Source organism: Nonomuraea sp. NPDC050328 (assembly GCF_044459405.1).
Lineage (GTDB): Bacteria > Actinomycetota > Actinomycetes > Streptosporangiales > Streptosporangiaceae > Nonomuraea.
The window spans coordinates 232243-253095 of the sequence record NZ_JBITIW010000012.1 but is presented as its reverse complement, the minus strand read 5'-3'; the positions used below and the strand labels follow the sequence as shown (position 1 = coordinate 253095).

Sequence of the window (20853 nt, the reverse complement as noted above, 5' to 3'; positions counted from 1 at the left end):
TTCCCGACCCCTCGTGCTTCCCCGCCCTCGTGCTTCCCGTCCGATCGTGCTTCCGGCCCTCCGGGCGGGGTTTTACCGCGGCCGGGGCTTGTGGCGGGCCGGGGCCGGAAATCTCGCCCCCTGTGACCCAGCAGCCAGACGACCAGCCGCCGCCGGGCGTCCCGATCGGCGACCTCGCCCGCCGCGCCGACCAGGTGCAGCAGGGCGGGGCACGGGCGGCGGTGCTGGGCGTCAACGACGGCCTGGTCAGCGTGCTGTGCCTGATCCTCGGCGTGGCCGGCGCCGGCTCCTCTCCCACGGCGGTACGGCTGGCCGGCCTGGCCGGGCTCCTGGCCGGGGCGGTGTCCATGGCCGCGGGGGAGTGGATCTCCGTCACCGCCCAGGTCGAGCTGTTCAAGGGGGTGCTGAAGGAACTGCGGGGCTTCGTCCGCTCGGCCCCGGACGCGCTCGCCTCGATGCTCGCCGCCTCGCTCCGCAAGGCCGGTTTCTCCGGCGAGACCGCCCACGCCGCCGCCCGGGAGGCCGCCGCGACCGAGGAGAGCCTGTTCGCCGTCTCCGCGCGGCGGATCGTCGGCATCGACCCCGGCGAACTCGGCTCGCCCTGGACGGCGGCGATCTCGTCGTTCGCGCTGTTCACGGTCGGTGGTCTGGTGCCGGTGCTGCCCTGGTTCTTCGCCGGCGGCACCGGGGCGGTGATCGCCTCCATCGCCGGGACCGGGCTGGCCGGGCTGGGCGTGGGCGCCGTCGTGGCGCGGTCGAGCGGGCGGAACATCGTCTTCGGGGCGTTGCGGCAACTCCTCATCGTCCTGCTCGCCGCCGTCGTCACCTACTACGCCGGGACCCTGGTCGGCTGATCGCTCCGGGTGCCGATAATTCACGACTCCGCGCCGACCCGTCCCGGGGTGCCGATATTCCACAGCTCTGCGCTGACCCGTCCCCGGGTGCCGATATTCCACACCTGTGAGCCGATCCGTCCCGAGTGCTGATATTTCACAACTCTGATAGGAATGGCCGACATGCGCCGCTCGTCAGCCCTCCTCGGCCTTCCGCTGCTCGCCGCCGCCGTCCTCGCCAGTGGCAGCCCCGCTCACGCCGTGTCCGTGGCGCCGCCCCGGGTGCCGCCGGGGACGACCGCGGGCTACGTGGTCTTCGACCGGCAGAGCGGGAAGATCGTGGCCCACCGCAACGCCCGCCGCCAGTTCCGCGCCGCCTCGGTGATCAAGATCCTGCTTGCGGTCGACTTTCTGGAGCGGACGAAGAAGGTGAGCGCTGGTGACCTCGAACTCCTCAAGGTCATGCTCCGCTCCAGCGACGACGACGCCGCCTCGGCCTTCTGGAACCGCGGAGGCAAGGGGCAGATCGTGGTGCGGATGGCGCGCAAGCTCGGCCTGACCGAGACCACCCCGCCGCCCGCGGCCAAGCCCGGCTTCTGGGGGTACGTCTCCTTCAGTGCCCGGGATGTGGTGACCACCTACCGCTACCTCCTCGACACCGCGCGCCCCGACATCCGGCAGCTCGTGCTTGGCCACCTTCGTGCCGCCACCCCGTGCGGGACCGACGGCTTCGACCAGACCTTCGGCATCCCCTCCGCCGTCCCGCGGCCTTGGGCGGTCAAGCAGGGGTGGTCGGGCTTCGGCACGGTGCCCCCGGTCAAGTGCAAGGCCACCCGAAGCACCACCCACTCCCTCACCCCCGCCACCCAACGCACCACCCCGCAGCCCCCTTCCACCAAGACCCAGCGCACCTCCCCGCAGCCCCGGCCCACCACCGGCCAGCCCGCCACCACCCAGTCCCAGCCGCTGACCGCCGCTCAGCCGGTGGCACCCGCCGTAGCGGCGGCCCACATCGTCGCCCCTCGGAAGGGCGGTGCCGGCCAGCTGACGCAGTGGACGGCCAGTGTCGGCGAGCTGACGGGGCGGACGGCCAGCGGCGGGGAGCTGGCGGGGCGGACGGCTAGCGGTGGCGAGCTGGCGGGGCGGACGGTCAGCAGTGGCGAGTTGGCAGGGAGGACGGCCAGCGTGCCGGATCTCGGGCGGCCGGTGCTGCACACCACCGGCCTGGTGGGGCCGGGGGAGCGCTACATCATGGTCCTGCTCACCGCCCACCCGGCGGGCGGCACCTGGACCGACTCGGTGAAGAGGATCAACCGCCTCACCGCCGCCCTCTACCGATCCCTCCTCTGACCCCGGCCTCCGCCCAACACCCAGGTACGGGCCTTTACCGGGTCGCCTAGACCCACCCTCGGCAGAAGCGCCGGCCGCCTGCGCCCAGCGCCGCCCGCAGATCCCCGGCGGGGCCAGGATGGGGCTCTAACCGCGGCTCCAACCGACCGTCCCGGTGGAGAAGGCTGCCTCCAACTGGGGCGCGGGCGCGGGGTCGGATGGCCGCGCTGGGGGCTGTCGCAGTGCGCGGTCACACGGGAGCCCTCTAGCGGGAGCGCTCTAGAGGCAGCGCTCCAGAGGGAGCCTCTAGTGGGAGTCCTCGGTGGCTTCCGACCAGACGCCCAATTCGTTGCCGCTGGGGTCGGTGAAGTGGAAGCGGCGGCCGCCCGGGAACGGGTAGGGGCCGTTGACCACGGTGCCGCCAGCCTTGGTGACGGCCTCGACCGACCGGTCGAGGTCGGTGGAGAACAAGAGGACCAGCGGGCCGCCCTGCTTGACCGTCTCGTCGGCGCGCAGGCCGCCGACCTCGCCGGTCCCGTCGGCGGAACGGATGCCGGCATAGCCCGGGCCGTAGTCGTTGAACTCCCAGCCGAAGGCCTCGCCGTAGAAGCGCTTGTCGCGCTCCAGGTCGAGGCTGCCGAGTTCGATGTAGTCGATGGTGTGGTGCCGATGGCTCATATCGATGCAATCCTTCCCTCAGCGGACGCAGGCCCGCGGTCAACGGTCATGTCTGCGGCACCGGACGACCCTGGTCGTCGATCAGTACCCGGATCTTCTTGGGCACGCACATCCGCCACGCCTCGACGACCAGTTCGCGCATCTCCTGCTCGTCGAGGGCGCTCATCCGGGCGTGGACCCAGTGGAAGCGCATGTCGGACTCGCCGGGCAGCATGAACTTGTCCGGTTCGGCCGCCACCAGAGCCTCGCGCTCCTCCTTGGGGAAGCCGAAGCCCATGATGGTCTCGTCGCGGGAGAAGGCGACGTAGACGATGCTGCCCACGCGGAACTTGACCCGGTCGCGGATCAGGTGCTCGGAGGAGCGGGGCAGGGTGACGGCGAGACGCCGGACATCCTCGACGGTGACCATGGCGCGACTCTAGCGACGGCCACCGACAGTCCCGCACTCCACGAAAAACCGGTCCCGACGGCAGCCACGGACCCCCGGAAAGCGGCTCCCAGCGCGGGTCGCGAGCTCCCCGAAGGCGGCTCCCAGCGCGGGTCGCGAGCTCCCCGAAGGCGGCTCCCAGCGCGGGTCGCGAGCTCCCCGAAGGCGGCTCCCACCGCGGGCCCCGAACTGCCCGACGGCGGCTCTCACCGTCGGCCGCGGACGCCCTGGAAGGCCGCCGCCGCCGGGGGTCCCCCACTCCCCAAAAGGGCGCTTCCACAGCAGGCCCGTACTCCGCCAAAAGACCGGTCACGCCGCAGCCGGTGGGAGTAGCGCGGGCCGGTGTGGGCAGGCGACAGGCATGAGAGTGGTGGTGGTCGGAGCGACCGGAAACGTCGGAACGAGCCTGGTCAGGGCCCTGGAGCGCGACCCGTCGGTGATGGAGGTGCTGGGCCTGGCCCGGCGGCTGCCGTCCTGGAACCCGGGCGGCAAGACCAAGTGGCGCCAGGCCGAGGTGGCCAGCTCGGACCTGGCCGAGATCTTCCAGGGCGCGGACGCGGTGGTCCACCTGGCGTGGCTGCTGCAGCCCACCCGCGACGCGGTGGTGACCTGGCGGGCGAACGCGCTGGGCAGCGCGCGCGTGATCGACGCCGTGGCCAAGGCGGGCGTGCCCACCCTGGTCGTCGCCTCCTCGGTGGGCGCGTACTCGCCGGGCCCGGAGGGCCGCGAGGTGGACGAGTCGTGGCCCACCCACGGCTGGCCCAACTCGGCCTACTCCCGCGAGAAGGCCTACGTCGAGCGGCTGCTGGACATCTTCGAGCGCGACCACCCGCAGGCCAGGGTGGTGCGGATGCGGCCGGGGTTCATCTTCAAGCGGGAGGCCGCCAGCCACCAGCGGCGGCTGTTCGCCGGGCCGTTCCTGCCGGGCGGGCTGGTGAAGGCGGTGCCGGTGCTGCCGGACATCCCGGGCCTGCGGGTCCAGGCCGTGCACGCCGACGACGTCGCCGAGGCCTATCGGCTGGCGCTCGGGAGTGACGTGCGCGGGGCGTTCAACCTGGCCGCCGACCCGGTGCTGACGCCGGCGGACCTGGCCGAGATCCTCGGGGCCAAGCTGGTGCCGCTCCCGGCGTGGGCGGCTCGGCAGGGTGTCGCGGCGGCTTGGCGGGCGCGGCTGGTGCCGGCGTCGCCGGGGATGTTCGAGATGTTGATGAACATCCCGGTCATGTCGATCACGCGGGCGCATGACGAGCTGGGGTGGCGGGCTCGCCGTAGCTCGATGGAGACGGTGGGCGAGCTGGTGGACGGGCTGGCGGGCGGCGCGGGCATGAACACCCCGCCGTTGGAGGCCCACCCGAGCCGCCTGAGCGAGCTCAGCACCGGCGTCGGCGCCCGCCCGTAGACCGGCACGACAAAACGGCCCCAAACGCACGGCCCCAAACGCACGGCCCCAAACGCACGGCGGATGAAAGTAGGCGCACGAAAGAGGGCGGGCCCGGAAGCCCGCCCTCTTGTCAATGTCCGTCATGGTGTCAAGAGCACCTTGATGGCCCCGTCCTGCTTGCGCTGGAACATCGAGTACGCCTCAGGAGCCCGTGACAGCGGCAGCCGGTGCGTGGCCAGGTCCATGACGCCGAGCGGGTCCGACTCCTCCAGCACGAGCGGCATGAGCGCCGGGATCCACCGCCTGACCTGGGCCTGACCCATCCGCAGCGTGATCCCCTTGTCGAACAGCCGCAACATCGGCATCGGGTCGGCCATCCCGGCGTAGACGCCGACGATCGAGATCGTCCCGCCCCGCCGTACCGCCTCGATGGCCTCCATCAGCGCGGCCAGCCGGTCGACGCCGGCGTTGCGCATGAGCGGGGCGGCCAGGGCGTCGGGCAGCAGGCCGGTGACGGCCTGCCCGAGCTTGGCGACGGGCGAGCCGTGCGCCTCCATGCCGACCGCGTCGATCACGGAGTCGGTGCCGCGCCCGCCGGTGAGGTCGCGCACCCGGTCGGCGACCGAGCCCTCGCGGGCGTCGATGACCTCGGCGCCGTAGCGGCGGGCCAGTGCGAGCCGCTCGGGCACCCCGTCGGTGGCGATGACGCGGTGGCCGAGGTGGCGGGCGATGCGCACGCTCATCTGTCCGATCGGGCCGAGCCCGAAGACGGTGACGCTGCCGCCCTCGGCGGGCAGGTCGGCGTACTGCACGGCCTGCCAGGCGGTGGGCAGCACGTCGGACAGGTACACGAAGCGCTCGTCCGGCCCTTCGGCGGGCAGCGGGACCGGCCCGAACTGGGCCTGCGGGACGCGCACGTATTCGGCCTGGCCGCCGGGCACCTGCCCGTACAGCCGGGTGTAGCCGAACAGCGCGGCGCCCGAGCCGTGCTCCTTGACCTGCGTGGTCTCGCACTGGGTGTAGAGCTCGCGCTGGCACATGAAGCAGTGCCCGCAGGAGATGACGAACGGCACGACCACGCGGTCACCGGGCTTGATGTGGCCGACGTCGGAGCCGACCTCCTCGACGATGCCCATCGCCTCGTGCCCGAGGATGTCGCCCTCGCCCAGGAACGGGCCGAGCAGCTCGTACAGGTGCAGGTCGGAGCCGCAGATCGCGGTCGTCGTGACCTTGACGATGGCGTCGGTGGGCTCCTTGATCTGCGGGTCGGGGACCTCCTCGACCCGCACGTCGCGCTTGCCGTGCCAGGTGAGCGCCTTCATCATGTCGCCTTTCGCAGGGACCGGGCCAGCGTCACCCCGTAGACGAGGTGGCCGGCGATCATGACCGCCTGGCGGCCGGGCCGGTCGCGGTGGGCCGGTGGCATCGCGCCGATGGCGGGCAGCCAGCCCTGGTAGGAGGCGGCCCAGATGCCCAGGCCGTAGGCGGCGCCGAGCCAGCCGGGCACGCTGCGGCCGCGGCTGAGCAGGCTCAGGAGCGCCCCGGCGCCCGCGCCGAAGCCGAAGTGGCCCGCGATCGCGGCGGCGTCGCTGTCCTTGCCGCCCCGGACGCGGCGGACGATCCGTTTCGGCGGCTGTTCTCCCATCAGGCCCAGCCGGTCTCCGGCGAGCATGACCGTGCTCATCGCGGTGGTGGCCATGCTGCCGGCGGCGGCGCCTCGGAGCAGGTTCCTCATCATCTGCTCGCCCCTTCCCGCCACCTACGAGCCGAAACGGGTCTGACCGCTCGTCGCGCCAGGACCGCCGTACGGCAGCACGGAGGGGTGGTTGAAGGCGCGCCGGGAGCCGGGGCGGTGGGATTCTGGCGCGCGTGAGCTTCACCGCCGCCCTGCTCGTGGTCGTGACGCTGGCCTTTCCCTCCGCGCCGGCGGGTCCCCGCACCACGGTCGTGTCGTACGGCACGCAGTCCATGGACGTGCTCGCCGGCGCGAGTGGCCGCCGCCCCGGGATCTTCCTGGTGCACGGCGGCTGGTGGTCCGAGGGCGACAAGAGCGCCCTGTCCGCGGTGGCCGCCCGCTTCGCCGACCTCGGCTACGCCGTGTTCAACCTGAACTACCGCCTGTCCGGCGCCGCCCGCTGGCCCGCGCAGCGAGACGACACGCTGCGGGCCGTCGCCTACGCCCGCCGGCACGCGGCCCGCTTCCGCTTCGACCCCGGCCGCTACGCGCTGGTGGGCTTCTCGGCCGGCGGCCACATCGCCGCCTCGGCCGCGGTGCACCGCTCGGGGCCGCGGGGCCTGCGCGGCGTGCTCGCCTTCTCGCCGGTCACCTCGCCGCACCTCGCCTTCGACGCCGGCGGCCGGCTGGGCCGCTCGGCGGTGGCGCTGGCCGGCTGCCGCCCGCGCCGCTGCCCGTGGGTCTGGCGGAGCATGGAGGTCGCCGCGCACGCCGGCCCCGGCAGCCCGCCGATGGTCTTCTACCACTCCGCCCGCGAGTTCGTGCCGCCCGAGCACAGCCTGCCGCTGCAGCCGTTCGCCGAGGTGCGGGTGGTGCCCGGCACCGCGCACAGCACCCGCCTGTACGGCAGGCCGAGCGTGGCCCGATCAGCGGAGGAATGGCTGGCGTCCATCATGTAAGACGATATCTCCCGGAATATGGGACATGCACTAGCGTGATCGTCATGAGCTACACCCACGGCCACCACGAATCTGTCCTGCGCTCCCACCGCTGGCGCACCGCCGCGAACTCCGCCGCCTACCTGCTGCCGCACCTGTCCCCGGAGCACACCCTGCTCGACATCGGCAGCGGCCCCGGCACCATCACCGCCGACCTGGCCGGCCACGTCGCCCGGGTGACCGCCTCCGAGGTCAAGCCCGAAGCGCTCGACCTGGCCCGAGCCGAGGTGGAGCGGCGCGGCCTGAGCAACGTGGACTTCGCCGTGGCCGACGTGCACGCCCTCGACTTCGCCGACGACAGTTTCGACGTGGTCCACGCCCACCAGGTGCTGCAGCACGTCGCCGACCCGGTGGGCGCGCTGCGCGAGATGCGCCGCGTCTCGCGCGGCGTGGTGGCCGCCCGCGACAGCGACTACGCGGCCTTCGCGTGGTACCCGCTGCTGCCCGAGCTGGACGAGTGGCTGGCGCTCTACCAGAAGGTCGCCCGCGGCAACGGCGGCGAGCCGGACGCGGGGCGCCGCCTGCTCTCCTGGGCGCGCGAGGCCGGCTTCGGCAGCGTCGAGCCGAGCGCCTCGGTGTGGTGTTACGCCGACGAGGGCGATCGTGCTTGGTGGGGCGGGATGTGGGCCGAGCGTGTCCTCAGCTCGGACATGGCCGCCCAGGCCCTGGCCACCGGCGCCGCCACCGAGGCCGACCTGCGGCGCATCTCCGCCGGCTGGGCGGCCTGGGCGCAGGAGCCGGACGGCTGGCTGGCCATCCTGCACGGCGAGGTCATCTGCCGCGACTGACGCCGGGCAGGCCGCCTCAGGCTCCGGGCAGGCCGCCTCAGGCTCCGGGCAGGCCGCCTCAGGCTCTGGGCAGGCCGGCTCAGGCTCTGGGCAGGCCGCGTCAGCCGCTGAGCGTGCGCGCCCGCTGCCAGCTCGGGTCGCGGTAGAGGAAGGTCGGCACGTCGTCGACCAGCTCGTCGGGCGCCGAGACCATCACGATCTCGCCCCAGAACTGGAGCTGCAGCAGGATGTCGCGGACCCGGGGCCCGACCGGAAGCCGCCCGGCCGGCAGCCCGAGCCCGGACCGGACCGCGTCGGCGATCTCGGACAGCCGGAAGCTGCCCTCGTACCCGGAGATCACCGACCGCACCAGCGGCACGGTGATGAGCTGCTCGGCCTCGGTGTGCGCGAGCTGCCAGGTGATCTGCTCGCGGCGCCGCCCGGTGCCGGCGCACGCCGAGCAGCCGCGCACCAGCCCGGGGGCCAGCTCCTCGCGGGCGCTGCCCAGGCAGACGGTGCACAGCTGGTTCTCGGCGGCGTGGAGCTCGGCGGGCATCCGGCCGGACAGCGTGGCACCGCACTCGCAGCCGAAGACCTCGCCCAGGACGGCGTCAGCGCGCGGGAAGATGAGGTGCATGGGGCCTCACCCTACCCCTCGGCCAGACCGCGGGCGCGGCGCAGGGCCTTGCGGGCGGCGGCCACCACGGCCGGGTCGGGGTGGCCCTCCACGAGGGTGAGCAGCACGCGCTCGGTCTCGGCGTGGCCGCCGAAGGGCAGGATCGCGATGGTCTCGACCTGCTCGCCGGGGTTCATGCCCATGGCCATCGCGGCGACCACCTGCTCGCTGTCGCCGCCGTACTCCAGCAGCGAGGCGGCCATGTCGACCAGCACCCAGGCGATCTCCTCGGCGGCGGAGTCGCGCTCCACGCCCAGCCGGGCGGCGGCCAGCGCGCCGACCTTGGACGAGGGCAGCAGGCTCCGCAGCGCCTCGACGCCCTCCTCGCCGAGCTCGGCGTGCAGGAGTTGCAGCCCGACCGTGCGGGCCAGCGGGCTGACGTCGGCCAGGACGGTGGCGATGGCCTGGGCGGCCTTGGCCGGGTCGCGGCCCTCCAGCCAGCCGCGGACCTCCTCGCGCCGCTCGTCCTCGGAGTAGGACCGCAGGCCGTACAGCAGGGTGGGTGCGTCGCGGTCGGCGAGCGAGCCGAAGACCGGCACGGTCTGGCCGGTGAGGCTGGCGAAGACGCGGCGGCCGGCCCACTGCCCGAGCGGGGTGAGCCCGCCGCCGGGCGCGACCAGGCCGAGCCCGGCCAGCACCTCGCCCGGCGGCTCGGTCGAGCTGCCGAGCAGGAACAGCTCGGCCAGGGTGACCGCGTCCTGCTCGGTGCCGAGCTCGGCCGGGTGCACGGCGACGAAGCTCACCTCCGACCAGAGCCGCAGGACCTCCTCCGGCGCCCCGTCGCGCAGCACCTCCAGCTCGCCGCCGGGCCCGCCTTCCGCCTCCAGCAGGCCGGTGCGCAGGGCCAGCTCGCGCGGGCCCTCCAGCTCCAGCAGGGCGCGGGCCAGCGGTGTCCGGCGTACGGCATCGGCCAGCTCGGCGGCCGGCGGCAGGTGCAGGGGCGCGAGCAGTCGGAAAGTGTCCACGGCTCCATCTTGGCGGATGCCGGCGGCTCAGGCGTCCTGTCGCCGGTCGTTGCGGAGCGAGAGGAAGATCAGCACGCCGCCGATGTAGGTGCACAGCCGCACCGCGTCGGGGATGCCGTTCCAGGTGCCGTTCATCCACATGCCGAACCACTCGCCGCCGATGGCCTGGAAGCCGAAGAACCACAGCAGCAGGCCGAGGGTGCAGCCGGCCACGCCCCAACGCTTGGCGGCGTGGAAGGCGGCGTCGTCCTTGCCGATGGCCCTGGCCTGCTGCCAGGCCGAGACCAGGCAGGTGACCATGATGAGCGCCTCGGTGACGATGACGCCGATGTAGGCGGCGTGGTGCGCCCACGTCCACGGGATGGAGCGGTAGTTGATCTGGCTGACCGCGGCCAGCTCCGGCTTCTGCGCGTCCATGGCCAGCACGTGCCGGACGAACTCGAAGTTGGTGCCGTAGTCGGTCAGGTTGCCGAAGACCACCAGGAGGGCGAAACCGCCCACGGTGAAGGTCAGCAGAGCCTTGGCGGTGCGGAGCACGGCGATCGTGTCGAATCGCGGGACCATCGTCATTCCTTTGAACCTTGGTGCGAACAGGCACGGGCCGCCAAGGAACGAGAAATGGTCGAAGGGGGCCCGCGAGAGCCCGGCGCTAAGGACGCGCCGAGCTGTCCCACTGGCTCCGTCACTGGAGGTGACGTCGCGGGCCCCTTAAGCCTGAGGTGGAACGGCTGTATGGTACCCGCCGCACGCCTTGTGGCGAAAACCGGACGTCGTGCACCCTTCGTCACCGATCGAAACATCGGCCCGCTAGCGTGCCCCTATGAATCAGGTTGCCGAAAGGACGGACCGGCGCGCGCTGCTCGCGGCCGGGGTCACCGTGGTGTTGTGGGCCTCGGCCTTCGTGAGCATCCGCGTCGCGGTCGAGTCCTACTCGCCCGGCGCGCTGGCGCTCGGGCGGCTGCTGGCGGGCACGGTGACGCTCGTGGTCATCCTCCTGCTGCGCCGCGAGGGCTGGCCCCCGCGCGCGGCGTGGCCGGGCATCCTGGTCTCGGGCGTGCTCTGGTTCGGCGTCTACATGGTCGCGCTCAACTGGGGCGAGGAACTGGTGGACGCGGGCACCGCCGCGATGGTGGTGAACATCGGCCCGCTGCTGATCGCGTTGCTGGCCGGGTGGTTCCTCAAGGAGGGCTTCCCCGGCAAGCTCCTGGCCGGCATGGCCGTCTCCTTCGCCGGCGCGGTCGTGGTCGGCGTCTCCAAGTCGGGCGGCGCGGACTCCTCGGTGCTCGGTGTGGTGCTGTGCCTGGTCGCCGCGGCGTCCTGGGCGGTGGCGGTGCTGGCGCAGAAGCCCGCGCTGCGGGTCGCCTCGGCGCTGCAGGTGACCACCTTCGGCTGCCTCGTCGGCACCGTCGCCTGCCTGCCGTTCACCGGGCAGCTCGTCGAGGAGGCGGCCAAGGCGCCGCTGTCGGCGACGCTCAACCTGGTCTACCTCGGCGTGTTCCCGACCGCCGTGGCCTTCACCACCTGGGCCTACGCGCTGGCCCGCACCACCGCCGGGAAGATGGGCGCGACCACCTACGTGGTGCCCGCCCTGGTGGTGGCGATGTCGTGGGTGGTGTTGGCCGAGGTGCCGGGCTGGCTCACCTTCGCCGGCGGCGCACTGTGCCTGGCGGGCGTGGCCATCTCCCGCCGCAAATAGGCGCGGTCCCGTACGGCGGGCGGCCGACGGGGGCGAGCCTCAGCGGCGGGCGCCGGTCATGCCGGCGATCCAGTCGGTCAGCCGGGGCGCGGCCCAGCTCTGCCCGAGGAAGAGCCGGAGCATGAACGGCAACTGCGTGCGCGAGCGCCCCCGCCGGGTGGCGTTCACCAGCGCCCGGGCCACCTGCTCTGGCGTCACCTCGGGGATGAGCGCGGCGATGCGCGGGATGCGCTCCTCCGAGCCGGGGTTGGCCAGGAAGTAGTCGCTCGACACCTTGCCCGGGATCACCTCGGTCACCCCGACGCCGGTGCCGCGCAGGTCCGCCTCCAGGGCGCGGACCAGGCCGCGCAGCGCCCAGCGGGCCCCGGCGTAGCCGAACGCGCCGGGCCAGGCGATGCGCGAGACGGGGGAGTTCACCACCACGATCCGGCCGCTGCCCCGCCGTACCATGTCGCCGGCGAAGGCGGTGGTCACGTAGCCCGCGGCGAGGTACGGCACGGCGGCCAGCTCGCGGAACTGGTGCGGCGTGGTCTCGTCCACGAACAGCCACGCCCCCGCCCCGGCGTTGTTGACGATCACGTCAGGCACGCCGAGCTCGGCCCGCACCCGCTTGGCCAGCTCGACGACCGAGTCGGGGTCGGACAGGTCGGCGGGGTAGACGTAGGCCGGCTCGCCGATCTCCATGGCCAGGGACTTGAGCCGGTCCTCGCGCCGGGCGACGAGGGCGACCTTGGCCCCGGCGCGGGCGAACTCGCGCGCCGTGGCCTCGCCGATGCCCGAGGAGGCGCCGGTCACGAGCACCACTTTGTTCCACAGCTCCATGGCCACCCCCGCAAGACATGATATTTCCGTCATGTTATCGGGGGCGTGGCCCTCCCGCCGCCCGCCGCGCCCGCATCGGGGCTGGTTGCCGCGCCGCGCGGCGAATCCGGTGTTTCACGGTCAACGTTCGGGCATATAAAGGGCTGACATTCGCCCAGATCGATCCGTAGTATCCGAAATACCCGGAACGTTGGGGGCTGCACGTGGCGGGACGTGGCTCGAGCGTGGTAGTGAACCCGGAGGTGCCTCCGGAAGTAGCGGCAGTGCTGCGTGCGAACGCGCCCCTGTTAGCCAGGATGCGCAACGGCTGGGAGCCGGTGCGCGACCGGAGACGGGCCGTGGCCCGCACGGGATGGAAGGTGGCGCGGGTCATCGCCGCGCTGGGCGCGCTGTTCATGGCGCTGGTGCTGTTCGACGCGACGATCCTGGCGCCCTTCGCGCTGGTGATGCTCGGCCTGTCGTTGCTGTTCTTCGGCTCGCTGGTCAAGGGCGACCCGGTGAGCGAGGCCGACAGACGCGCCGAGGCCGAGTGGAAGGTCTACGAGCAGGCCCGCGAGCACCGCGGCGGCTACGTCCTGCTGGACCGTTTCGACGAACCCTCGATCCGGCTGATGCGCCGCGCGCAGGTGGCCGTCGACTCCGTCATGAACTCCCAGGTCAACGAGGAAGGCCTGCTCGACGACGCGCGCAACGCGGTGATGCTCCCGGCGCAGGAGTGGGAGATCGCCCGGCTGCTTGGCAAGCTGTCGGGGCTGCGCACCGAGCACCGCGAGCTGGTGTCGGGGGAGGTGACCGCCGAGGTGGCCGCGGTCGCCGAGCCCCTGTCGCGAGCCCTGGACAGCAGCGAGGCCGCCGTCGTGGCCCGGGTGGAGGCGTTGGAACGCTACGCCCGGCACGTCGCCGAGGCCGAACGGGCCTACCGGGCCCAGCACCAGATCGAGGCGCTGCGCGCCAAGCTGCCCCGCTACGAGGAACTGCTGGCCGAGACCGGCGCCCAGGACTACATCGAGCCGGAGATCGCCCGGCTGTCGGAGGACGCCGACCGGCTGGAGCAGGCGCTCCGCCGCAGCGTCCGGTCGGCCAGGGACGCCTTCCGCTACCTGGAGAGGTGACCTCCATGGACGTCGTCATCGACCCGCTCGTCCCCGCCGAGGACGCCCGGCTCCTGCGGGAGCACACCGAGCTGCTGGCTCGCATGCGGGCCGGCTGGCGGCCCCGGCCGCGCTCGCGCCGGGTGGGCCTGGCCGGCGCGCTGATCATGGGGTTACTGGGCTTCCTCGCGGTCAGCACGCTGATGATCTTCATCGGGCTGGCCAGAACCGGCCCGGGCCTGACCATCCTCGGCTTCATCGGCTTCATCATCTTCACCGCCGCCTTCATCAACCAGCCCATCGACGACGAGGACGTCGAGGCGTGCGCCGACCGCGCGGTCTACGAGCGGGCCCGGGTGCACGAGGGCCGCTACGTGCTGGCCACCGACCTCGACGAGCCCGCGCTGCGCGTTCTGCACCGGGCCAGGGTGGCCGTACGCTCGGTCACCTTCTCGCAGGTCAACGCCGAAGGGCTGCTGGACGGCCCGCGCAACGCGGTCACCCTGCCCGCCCAGGAGTGGGAGATCGCCCGGCTGCTGGCCAAGCTCTCCGCGCTGCGGGTCAAGCACGAACGCACCCTGGCCGCGGGCACCGTCCCCGAGGTGGCCGCCGTCGCCGAGCCGCTCGGCCGGGTGCTGGAGAGCAGCGACGCCGCCGTGGTGGCCCGCGTGGAGGCCCTGGAACGGTACGCCGAGCGGGTCGCCGAGGCCGAGCGCGCCTTCCACGCCCACCGGCAGGTCGAGGAACTGCGCAGCCGGCTGCCGCAGTACGAGGAGCTGGTCGCCGAGGTCGGGGCCGGGAACGTCCCCGAACTGGAGCGCCTGGCCGACGACGCCGGACAGCTCGATCGGGTGCTCCGGCGCACCCTGGACTCCGCGAAGGACGCCTTTCGCTACCTGGACGGCTGACATCGCGCTCGATACCGCCATAGGATCGCTCGGTAATGGATGTCGTGATTGATCCAGGAGTGCCAGAGGACGACGCGCGGCTGCTCCGGGAGAACGGGGAGCTGTTAGCGAGGTTCCGCACGGGCTGGGTGCCGGAGGGGCGGCGCAAACGGCTGGTCGGCAGGGTGCCCGACCTGGCCGTCGTCGCGCTCGTCTGCGGGCTGCTGGTCCTGGCCGGGATGGCGATCAACGGCTCCATGATCGTGGTGATCATCGCGCTCGCCGTCTTCCTCGGCTACTTCGCCCGCCAGTCGGTGCAGGAGGAGGCCGAGCAGCACCGGCACGTCTACGACCAGGCGCGCTGGTACGAAGGCCGCTACGTACTCGGCTCCGACCTCGACGAATCGGCCCGGCGGCTGCTGCAGCGGGCCCGCTGGGCGGTGGTGTCCATCACCGACTCCGAGGTCAACCGGGAGGGCCTGCTCGACTCGGTGCGCAACTCGGTGATGCTGCCCGCCCAGGAGTGGGAGATCGCGCGGCTGCTGGCCAAGCTGTCGGACCTGCGCGGCAAGCATCGCGACACCGTCTCCCAGGGCATGACCGCCGAGCTCGCCGCGGTCGCCGAACCGCTGGCCCGCGCGCTGGACAGCAGCGAGGAGGCGGTGGTGGCCCGGGTGGAGGCGCTGGAACGCTACGCCGAGCACGTCGCCGAGGCCGAGGCCGCCTTCCACGCCCATCGGCAGGTCGAGGAACTGCGCAGCCGGCTGCCGGAGTACGAGGAGCTGGTCGCCGAGGCCGGGGCGGGAGCCGTACCGGAACTGGACCGGCTCGCCGACGACGCCGGCGACCTGGAGCAGGCCCTGAGGCGGAGCGTGAGCTCCGCCCGCGAGGCCTTCGGCTACCTCGAGCCCGGCGCCTGAGGCCCGCCCGCCGCGTGCGCGGCGGGTGCCGGCGGAAGCTGCGCGGCGTCGAGCAGGAGCTGGGCCAGGGCGTCGGCCGCGTCCACCCGGCCGAGCGCCCGCGCGGCGTTGCCCATCGAGGCGCGCAGCTCCGGGTCGGCCAGCAGCGGCATGAGCTCGGCCAGCAGCAGGTCGGCGCTCGGCTTCGGCTCCAGCAGCGCCCGGGCCGCGCCCGCCTCGGCCAGGTAGGCGGCGTTCTTGCGCTGCTCGTCGCCGCCGGTCGGGATCAGCGGGATCAGCACGGAGGGCTTGCCGATCGCGGTCAGCTCCGACACCGTGCCGGCCCCGCTGCGCGAGATCACCACGTCGGCCGCCGCGAACAGGTCGGGCAGCTCGGAGCCCACGTACGGCAGCGGGTGGTAGCGCTCGGCCAGCTCCGGCGGCAGCTCGACCGCGCGCATGCGGTCGATCCAGGCAGGACCGCACTGGTGCACGACCTGCGCGTGCGGCAGCAGCCGGGGCAGCAGCTCGGCGATGAGCGTGTTGATCTGCAGGCTTCCGGTCGCGCCGCCGGTCACGTAGATGACCGGCACCTCGAAGGTCAGCCCGAAGTGGTCGTAGGCCGCCGCCCGGTCGCCGCGCAGCAGCTCGGGACGGACCGGGTTGCCGGTGACCACCACCCGGTCGCGCACCGAGGCCGGCAGGTGCTCGACCGACGACTGGTGGCTCAGCGCGATGCGGGTGGCGAAGCGGGCCAGGATGCGGTTGGCCAGCCCGACCACGGTGGTCTGCTCGTGCATGACCAGCGGCCGCCGGATGATCTTCGCGGCGAGGCCGATCGGCACCGCCACGTACCCGCCGGTGGACAGCACCACGTCCGGCAGGTAGCGGGCGCAGTGGCCGATGGCCTGGCTGACGCCGAGCGGGATGCGGAACAGGTCGGCCAGGTTGGTGCCCAGCTCGCGCAGGTTGGGCCGGCGGCGCAGCTTCCCGGTGGTGATCGCCTTGAACGGGATGCCGTGCTCGGCGGTGATCCTGGCCTCCAGGCCGTTGGCCGTGCCCACCCAGAGCACGTCGTGCGGGACGCCTCGCTTCTGGAGAGCGGACAGGGTGGTCAGCGCCGGATAGGTGTGTCCTCCGGTGCCCCCGCCGGTGATGAGCAATCGCATGCGATCAGACTATGGCCGCGCGCCGGGGTGTCGGGACTGCCGGTGGGGGTAGTCGTGCCCTATGTCTGCCAAGTCCTTGCCGCGGGCCTCCCTTCCGGCGTCGGTACGGCTCGCCGCCCAGGTCATGGCACCCCCACTGCTGCAGGGAGTGATCCTGCGACGCCGGAGCGGAGTGTGGCTGGCGGCCCTCGCCGACGCCGACGGGCGCGCGACCAGGCTGCTGCGGCGGATGCGCGCGCGGTACGGTGACGGCCCCCTCGTGGTGCCCCTCCCGGGGCGCGGTCCGCTGATCCTGCCGCTGGCCGCCGCCGACGTCGAGCGCGTGCTGGCCGACCCGGCCCACCACCCGGCGACCAGGGAGAAGACCGGCGCGCTCGCGCACTTCCAGCCCGACGGGGTGCTGGCCACCCGCGATCCCGGGCTTCGCGCCCGCCGCCGGGCCTTCAACGAGCGGGTCCTGGCCGCGTCCGATCCGGGCGTGCTGGGCGAGATCGCCCGCCAGGAGCTGCGTACGCTGCCCCGGTACGGGCGGCTGACCTGGGACGCCTTCTCCGCGGTGCACTGGCGCATCGCGCGCCGGGTCGTGCTCGGCGACGGCGCCCGCGACGACGAGGCGCTGACCTGGATGCTGAACCGGCTGCGCGGCGACGCCAACTGGTCCTACCTGCGCGGCCACCGCACCGACGTGCGGTCCCGCTTCGAGCGCCGGCTGCGCACGCACCTGGAGCGCGCCGAGCCCGGCAGCCTCGCCGCCCGCGCCGCAGCCACCCCGGCCGACCCCGAACTGCACGCCGAGGGCCAGGTGCCGCACTGGCTGTTCGCCATGGACGCGGTCGGCATCGCCGCCTACCGCGCCCTGGCCCTGCTAGCCGCCCACCCCGCCGCCCCGATCCGGGAGAGCGTGCTGGAGTCCGTGCGGCTGTGGCCGACCACGCCGATCATCCTGCGCACGGCGCCCGACGGCGCGACGGTCGCCGTGCACGTCCCCTACGTCAACCGGGAGGCCGGCGGCGACCGCTTCGCCCCCGGCGCCCCGACCGGCGTGCCCTTCAGCGCCGGGCACGCCGCCTGCCCCGGCCGCGACCTCGCGACCGAGCTGGCCACCGCCGAACTGACCGAGCTGCTGCGCGAGCGCCAGTTCGCCGGCCCCCGCCTGCCTGCCGTCCTGCCTGGGAGTTTGGACCACTTCGCCCTCACTTTCGCAGTACGGCAGGCGGGGCGATAGCGTGCCGCCATGCGACTAGGGGTCCTGGACATCGGCTCGAACACGGTTCACCTGCTCGTGGTGGACGCCCACCGCGGGGCCAGGCCCCTGCCCGCCTACTCGCACAAGGCCGAGCTGCGCCTGTCGGAGCTGCTGGAGGACGGCAACCGGCTGGCCGCGGCCGCCGTGCAGCGGCTGGGGGAGTTCGTGGCCGAGGCCCAGCAGATCGCCGAGGACAAGGGCGTGGAGGACTTCATGGCCTTCGCCACCTCCGCGGTGCGCGAGGCGGCCAACGGAGAGGAGGCGCTCGCCGAGATCAACGAGCGCTGCGACCTGGACATCCAGGTGCTGTCCGGGCAGGACGAGGCGCGGCTGACCTTCCTGGCGGTGCGGCGCTGGTTCGGCTGGTCGTCGGGGCGGCTGCTGGCCTTCGACATCGGCGGCGGCTCCCTGGAGATCGCCGCGGGCGTCGACGAGCAGCCGGACGTGGCGGTGTCGTTGCCGCTGGGCGCGGGGCGGCTGACCCGTGACTGGTTCACCGCGGACCCGCCGCCGGCCGAGGAGGTGCGCAAGCTGCGCAAGCACGTGCGGGCCGAGATCGCCCGCACGGTCGGCGGGGTGGCGCGCTACGGGCAGCCGGACCGGGTGGTGGCGACGTCCAAGACCTTCAAGCAGCTCGCCAGGATCGCCGGGGCGGCCCCCTCGCACGAGGGGCAGTACGTGCCGCGCTCGCTGACGCGCGAGAGCGTCGCCGAGTGGGCGGTCAAGCTGGCCGGGCTGGGGTCGCGGGAGCGGGCGGAGCTGTCGGGCGTGTCGGCGGGCCGGGCCGCGCAGCTCGCGGCGGGGGCGATCGTGGCCGACGCGGCGATGGACCTGTTCGAGGTGGACCGGCTGGACCTGTGCCCGTGGGCGCTGCGCGAGGGCGTGATCCTGCGCCGCCTGGACGGCCTGCCCGACTGACCGGGCGGCCGCGAGGGGGTCGGGCCGCGAGGGGGTCGGGCCGCGAGGGATTCGGGCTCAGCCGGCCTTGAGCGGGGCGTCGGGCAGGAAGCTCAGCCGTTTCTCCAGGCAGACGATGGCGCCGTGCTCGCGCCGGTTGTCGAAGCGCACGTCGTCGGCGAGGGCACGCATGATCTGCACCCCGCGCCCGCCCTCGGCCCCGGGAGCGGCCTCACGCAGCCGGTGCGGGTCGAAGCCGTCGCCGGTGTCGATCACCCGGATCACGCACAGCGCGTTGTGCACGGTCGCGCTCACCGTGTACTCGTCGCTCGGGTCGGCGTGTTTGATCACGTTCGAGCACGCCTCGGTCAACATCAGCTCGATGTCGTCTCGGATATCGGGAACGACGCCGAGCGAGCGAAGCGCGGCGTCGAGCATCTGTCGGATCAGGGGAACGCTGGCCGCGTCTCTCGGCAGCCTCAGCGCGATTGTCGCCTCCACGGGCCTCCCCTGCCCGCTGGAGGGGGGTCCCAACCACCTCCAGCCCCACTCGTGTCAGGCGGGCGGCAGCCGGAAGAGCCGGTCGAGCGCGGTCGTGTGCAGCAGATGCCGCAGGTAGGGGGTGAGCGCGGTCACCTGGAAGACGGCGTGCGCCTCCTCGGCCTGGTGGTAGAGCCGGATCAGGGCGGCCAGCCCGGAGGAGTCGATGAAGTCGAGGCCCGACAGGTCCACGTCGAGCCGGTGAAGACCGTCGGCCAGCGTGAGATCGGAGAGCTCGCTCACGGAGGTGAAGTCGAGGTCGCCGCTCAACGCCAGCCGTACGGTCGTGGTGTCCGGATTGCCGACTTCGATGCGCAGCACGCCACCGATGCTACCGGGCGTGACGGCGGGACAGGATAGCACCCCCGAAAACCAGAGGCGGATCAACCAGGACGATGGGCACAATCACCGGCATGGATACCTATCAGTTCCGCAGGCCGCGGCCCGAGGACGCCGAAGCCGTCTTCGACCTCATCCGCGACTGCGACGTCCGCGTCATCGGCTTCGTGGACGCCACCGTCGAGGACGTCGCCGACGAACTCGACGAGCCGGGCTTCGACCGCGAGCGCGACGGCTGGCTCGTGCACGACGCGGCCGGCACGCTCGTCGGCTGGGCCTGGGCCCGCCGCAAGGGCGCCAGCGACCAGATCGACCTGGACGTGGTCGTGCGGCCGGGCTCCGAGGAGCTCACCGACCGGCTCTGGGCCATGGTCCTGGACCGTGCCAAGGAGATCACCACCGAACTCGGCCATGAGGGCGCCACGCTCGACATCGGCGTCTATCGCGCCGACGAGGCCAAGCGGGAGGTGGTCCGCCGGCACGGGTTCGAGTCCGGGACCAGCTTCCACCGCATGCGCATCGACTTCGCCGACGCCGCCCCCGGCGGGCGGGTCGCCGCGCCCGAGGCCCCGGCCGGCGTCACGCTGCACCGGGGCACCACCGACGAGGTGCGCCGGCGGATCCACCAGGTGCACCAGGACTCCTTCGCCGACCACTTCGGCTTCGCCAAGGTGGACTTCGACGACTGGTTCGCCCGGCGCGACGGCTCCAGCGCCAACGACTGGGAGCAGGCCGTGCTGGCCGAGGTCGACGGGCAGCTGGCGGCGGTGTTGCTGTCCAACAACCAGTTCGCCCCCGACGAGCAGTGCGGCTACGTCGCCACGCTCGGCGTGCTCCCGGCCTTCCGCGGCCTGGGCCTGGGCCGCTACCTGCTCCGCACGGCCTTCGCCGAGGACGCCGCGCGTGGCAGGAAGGGCACGATCCTGCACGTCGACTCCAACAACACCACCCCGGCGCTCGGCCTGTACACCTCGGCCGGCATGCGGCCCATCCTGGTGATCGACGTCTGGCGCCGCCGGATCTGATCCGCGCCACCCCAGGAGCCGGGCGCACCGGCCCGGCCCGCGAGGTGGTGGATCTGTGTCCCGGCCCGGGTCAGCTCGGCCGGGTCGCCCTGTTCGGGGTGAGGCTGGAGGTGGCCTGCGCGCACAGCCGCCCCTCGCCGTCGGTCACGGTGGCGCGGGTCAGCAGCCGGGTGCGGCCCCGATGCTCCACCCAGCCGGTCACCGTGTGCGGCTCACCTGCCTGCACCGGGCGCAGGTAGTCGACGTTGAGGTTCATGGTCAGGTGCAGCGTGGGCCGGTCGGCCGCGCTCCCGCAGGCCATGCCGCAGGCGTCGTCCAGGGCGGTGGCGATGTACCCGCCGTGCACGACCCCCGAGCGGTTGGTCAGCTCCGCGCCGGGCAGCCAGCCGAGCACCACGCGCCCCGGTTCGACCGAGGTCAGGCGCAGTCCGAGGTGGCGCAGGTGGGGGGAGGACTCGACGGTCCCCTCGGCGATGGCCCGCAGGAAGTCGGCTCCGGTCGTCGTCATCCGGC

General features: G+C 73.1%; 24 protein-coding genes. 12 read left to right on the top strand and 12 right to left on the bottom strand.

The window, feature by feature from the left end:
* Positions 1-122: 122 nt before the first annotated feature.
* Complete coding sequence (locus ACIBG7_RS36540; protein ID WP_397339213.1) at positions 123-854, top strand: VIT1/CCC1 transporter family protein; 732 nt, start codon at positions 123-125, stop codon at positions 852-854.
* A gap of 162 nt (positions 855-1016) precedes the next feature.
* Positions 1017-2183: a hypothetical protein gene (locus ACIBG7_RS36535; protein ID WP_397339212.1), complete on the top strand. Its 1167-nt coding sequence runs from the start codon at positions 1017-1019 to the stop codon at positions 2181-2183.
* Positions 2184-2468: 285 nt separating this feature from the next.
* On the opposite strand, the gene ACIBG7_RS36530 is transcribed toward ACIBG7_RS36535, so the two are convergent.
* Positions 2469-2840, bottom strand: coding sequence for a VOC family protein (locus tag ACIBG7_RS36530; RefSeq protein WP_357930217.1), 372 nt, complete (start codon positions 2838-2840; stop codon positions 2469-2471).
* A 46-nt stretch (positions 2841-2886) separates the two neighbouring features.
* The gene (locus tag ACIBG7_RS36525; protein WP_357930215.1) at positions 2887-3249 is read right to left on the bottom strand and encodes an MmcQ/YjbR family DNA-binding protein; all 363 of its coding nucleotides are present in this window, start codon (positions 3247-3249) and stop codon (positions 2887-2889) included.
* A gap of 379 nt (positions 3250-3628) precedes the next feature.
* Between ACIBG7_RS36525 and ACIBG7_RS36520 the strand changes: the two genes are divergently transcribed.
* Positions 3629-4666 (top strand): NAD-dependent epimerase/dehydratase family protein, encoded by a 1038-nt coding sequence (locus ACIBG7_RS36520; RefSeq protein ID WP_397339211.1) that lies wholly within the window; start codon positions 3629-3631, stop codon positions 4664-4666.
* Positions 4667-4788: 122 nt separating this feature from the next.
* Here ACIBG7_RS36520 and ACIBG7_RS36515 read toward each other — a convergent pair whose 3' ends face one another.
* Positions 4789-5970, bottom strand: a complete 1182-nt coding sequence (locus ACIBG7_RS36515; protein ID WP_357930405.1) for a zinc-dependent alcohol dehydrogenase — start codon at positions 5968-5970, stop codon at positions 4789-4791.
* Positions 5970-6386, bottom strand: coding sequence for a DUF6789 family protein (locus ACIBG7_RS36510; RefSeq protein WP_397339210.1), 417 nt, complete (start codon positions 6384-6386; stop codon positions 5970-5972). The genes ACIBG7_RS36515 and ACIBG7_RS36510 overlap by 1 nt, the downstream gene beginning before the upstream one ends.
* Positions 6387-6517: 131 nt before the next feature.
* Here ACIBG7_RS36510 and ACIBG7_RS36505 point away from each other — a divergent pair, with 131 nt between their 5' ends.
* Positions 6518-7282 (top strand): alpha/beta hydrolase, encoded by a 765-nt coding sequence (locus ACIBG7_RS36505; RefSeq protein ID WP_397339209.1) that lies wholly within the window; start codon positions 6518-6520, stop codon positions 7280-7282.
* A 44-nt stretch (positions 7283-7326) separates the two neighbouring features.
* Entirely contained in the window at positions 7327-8109 is a 783-nt protein-coding gene (locus ACIBG7_RS36500) for a class I SAM-dependent methyltransferase (protein WP_397339208.1), read from the top strand.
* A 100-nt stretch (positions 8110-8209) separates the two neighbouring features.
* Here ACIBG7_RS36500 and ACIBG7_RS36495 read toward each other — a convergent pair whose 3' ends face one another.
* Genes ACIBG7_RS36495 through ACIBG7_RS36485 form a run of 3 tightly spaced genes read right to left on the bottom strand, consistent with a single transcriptional unit; the run spans position 8210 to position 10293 of the window.
* A complete protein-coding gene (locus tag ACIBG7_RS36495) occupies positions 8210-8725 on the bottom strand; it encodes a hypothetical protein (RefSeq protein WP_357930201.1) in 516 nt (171 codons plus the stop codon).
* A gap of 11 nt (positions 8726-8736) precedes the next feature.
* The gene (locus ACIBG7_RS36490) at positions 8737-9729 is read right to left on the bottom strand and encodes a hypothetical protein (RefSeq protein ID WP_397339206.1); all 993 of its coding nucleotides are present in this window, start codon (positions 9727-9729) and stop codon (positions 8737-8739) included.
* Between the two features lie 27 nt (positions 9730-9756).
* Positions 9757-10293 carry a DUF2165 domain-containing protein gene (locus ACIBG7_RS36485; protein ID WP_357930195.1) on the bottom strand — a complete coding sequence of 179 codons (537 nt, stop codon included), beginning with the start codon at positions 10291-10293 and terminating at the stop codon, positions 9757-9759.
* 256 nt (positions 10294-10549) lie between these two features.
* On the opposite strand from ACIBG7_RS36485, the gene ACIBG7_RS36480 reads away from it, so the two are divergent.
* Positions 10550-11425 carry a DMT family transporter gene (locus tag ACIBG7_RS36480; RefSeq protein ID WP_357930192.1) on the top strand — a complete coding sequence of 292 codons (876 nt, stop codon included), beginning with the start codon at positions 10550-10552 and terminating at the stop codon, positions 11423-11425.
* A gap of 39 nt (positions 11426-11464) precedes the next feature.
* Here the strand turns inward: ACIBG7_RS36480 and ACIBG7_RS36475 are convergent, their stop codons facing one another.
* Positions 11465-12247: an SDR family NAD(P)-dependent oxidoreductase gene (locus tag ACIBG7_RS36475; RefSeq protein WP_357930190.1), complete on the bottom strand. Its 783-nt coding sequence runs from the start codon at positions 12245-12247 to the stop codon at positions 11465-11467.
* Between the two features lie 263 nt (positions 12248-12510).
* Between ACIBG7_RS36475 and ACIBG7_RS36470 the strand changes: the two genes are divergently transcribed.
* The 3 genes from ACIBG7_RS36470 to ACIBG7_RS36460 are packed head-to-tail and all read left to right on the top strand — an operon-like array spanning position 12511 to position 15145.
* Positions 12511-13359 (top strand): hypothetical protein, encoded by an 849-nt coding sequence (locus ACIBG7_RS36470; protein ID WP_357930187.1) that lies wholly within the window; start codon positions 12511-12513, stop codon positions 13357-13359.
* Positions 13360-13364: 5 nt separating this feature from the next.
* A complete protein-coding gene (locus tag ACIBG7_RS36465; RefSeq protein WP_357930185.1) occupies positions 13365-14246 on the top strand; it encodes a hypothetical protein in 882 nt (293 codons plus the stop codon).
* A 35-nt stretch (positions 14247-14281) separates the two neighbouring features.
* Entirely contained in the window at positions 14282-15145 is an 864-nt protein-coding gene (locus ACIBG7_RS36460; RefSeq protein ID WP_357930182.1) for a hypothetical protein, read from the top strand.
* On the opposite strand, the gene ACIBG7_RS36455 is transcribed toward ACIBG7_RS36460, so the two are convergent.
* A complete protein-coding gene (locus ACIBG7_RS36455; protein ID WP_357930179.1) occupies positions 15124-16293 on the bottom strand; it encodes a UDP-N-acetylglucosamine--N-acetylmuramyl-(pentapeptide) pyrophosphoryl-undecaprenol N-acetylglucosamine transferase in 1170 nt (389 codons plus the stop codon). The two genes, ACIBG7_RS36460 and ACIBG7_RS36455, sit on opposite strands and share 22 nt — an antisense overlap.
* A gap of 61 nt (positions 16294-16354) precedes the next feature.
* Between ACIBG7_RS36455 and ACIBG7_RS36450 the strand changes: the two genes are divergently transcribed.
* Complete coding sequence (locus tag ACIBG7_RS36450) at positions 16355-17518, top strand: hypothetical protein (RefSeq protein WP_397339205.1); 1164 nt, start codon at positions 16355-16357, stop codon at positions 17516-17518.
* 9 nt (positions 17519-17527) lie between these two features.
* Positions 17528-18457: a Ppx/GppA family phosphatase gene (locus ACIBG7_RS36445; protein WP_397339204.1), complete on the top strand. Its 930-nt coding sequence runs from the start codon at positions 17528-17530 to the stop codon at positions 18455-18457.
* A 57-nt stretch (positions 18458-18514) separates the two neighbouring features.
* On the opposite strand, the gene ACIBG7_RS36440 is transcribed toward ACIBG7_RS36445, so the two are convergent.
* On the bottom strand, positions 18515-18937 hold the full coding sequence (locus ACIBG7_RS36440) for an ATP-binding protein (protein WP_357930171.1): 423 nt from the start codon (positions 18935-18937) through the stop codon (positions 18515-18517).
* Between the two features lie 54 nt (positions 18938-18991).
* Positions 18992-19297, bottom strand: a complete 306-nt coding sequence (locus ACIBG7_RS36435; protein ID WP_357930168.1) for an STAS domain-containing protein — start codon at positions 19295-19297, stop codon at positions 18992-18994.
* Between the two features lie 92 nt (positions 19298-19389).
* Between ACIBG7_RS36435 and ACIBG7_RS36430 the strand changes: the two genes are divergently transcribed.
* A complete protein-coding gene (locus ACIBG7_RS36430) occupies positions 19390-20340 on the top strand; it encodes a GNAT family N-acetyltransferase (RefSeq protein ID WP_397339203.1) in 951 nt (316 codons plus the stop codon).
* A gap of 70 nt (positions 20341-20410) precedes the next feature.
* Here the strand turns inward: ACIBG7_RS36430 and ACIBG7_RS36425 are convergent, their stop codons facing one another.
* Positions 20411-20848, bottom strand: coding sequence for a PaaI family thioesterase (locus ACIBG7_RS36425; protein WP_357930163.1), 438 nt, complete (start codon positions 20846-20848; stop codon positions 20411-20413).
* Between the last annotated feature and the right edge of the window lie 5 nt (positions 20849-20853).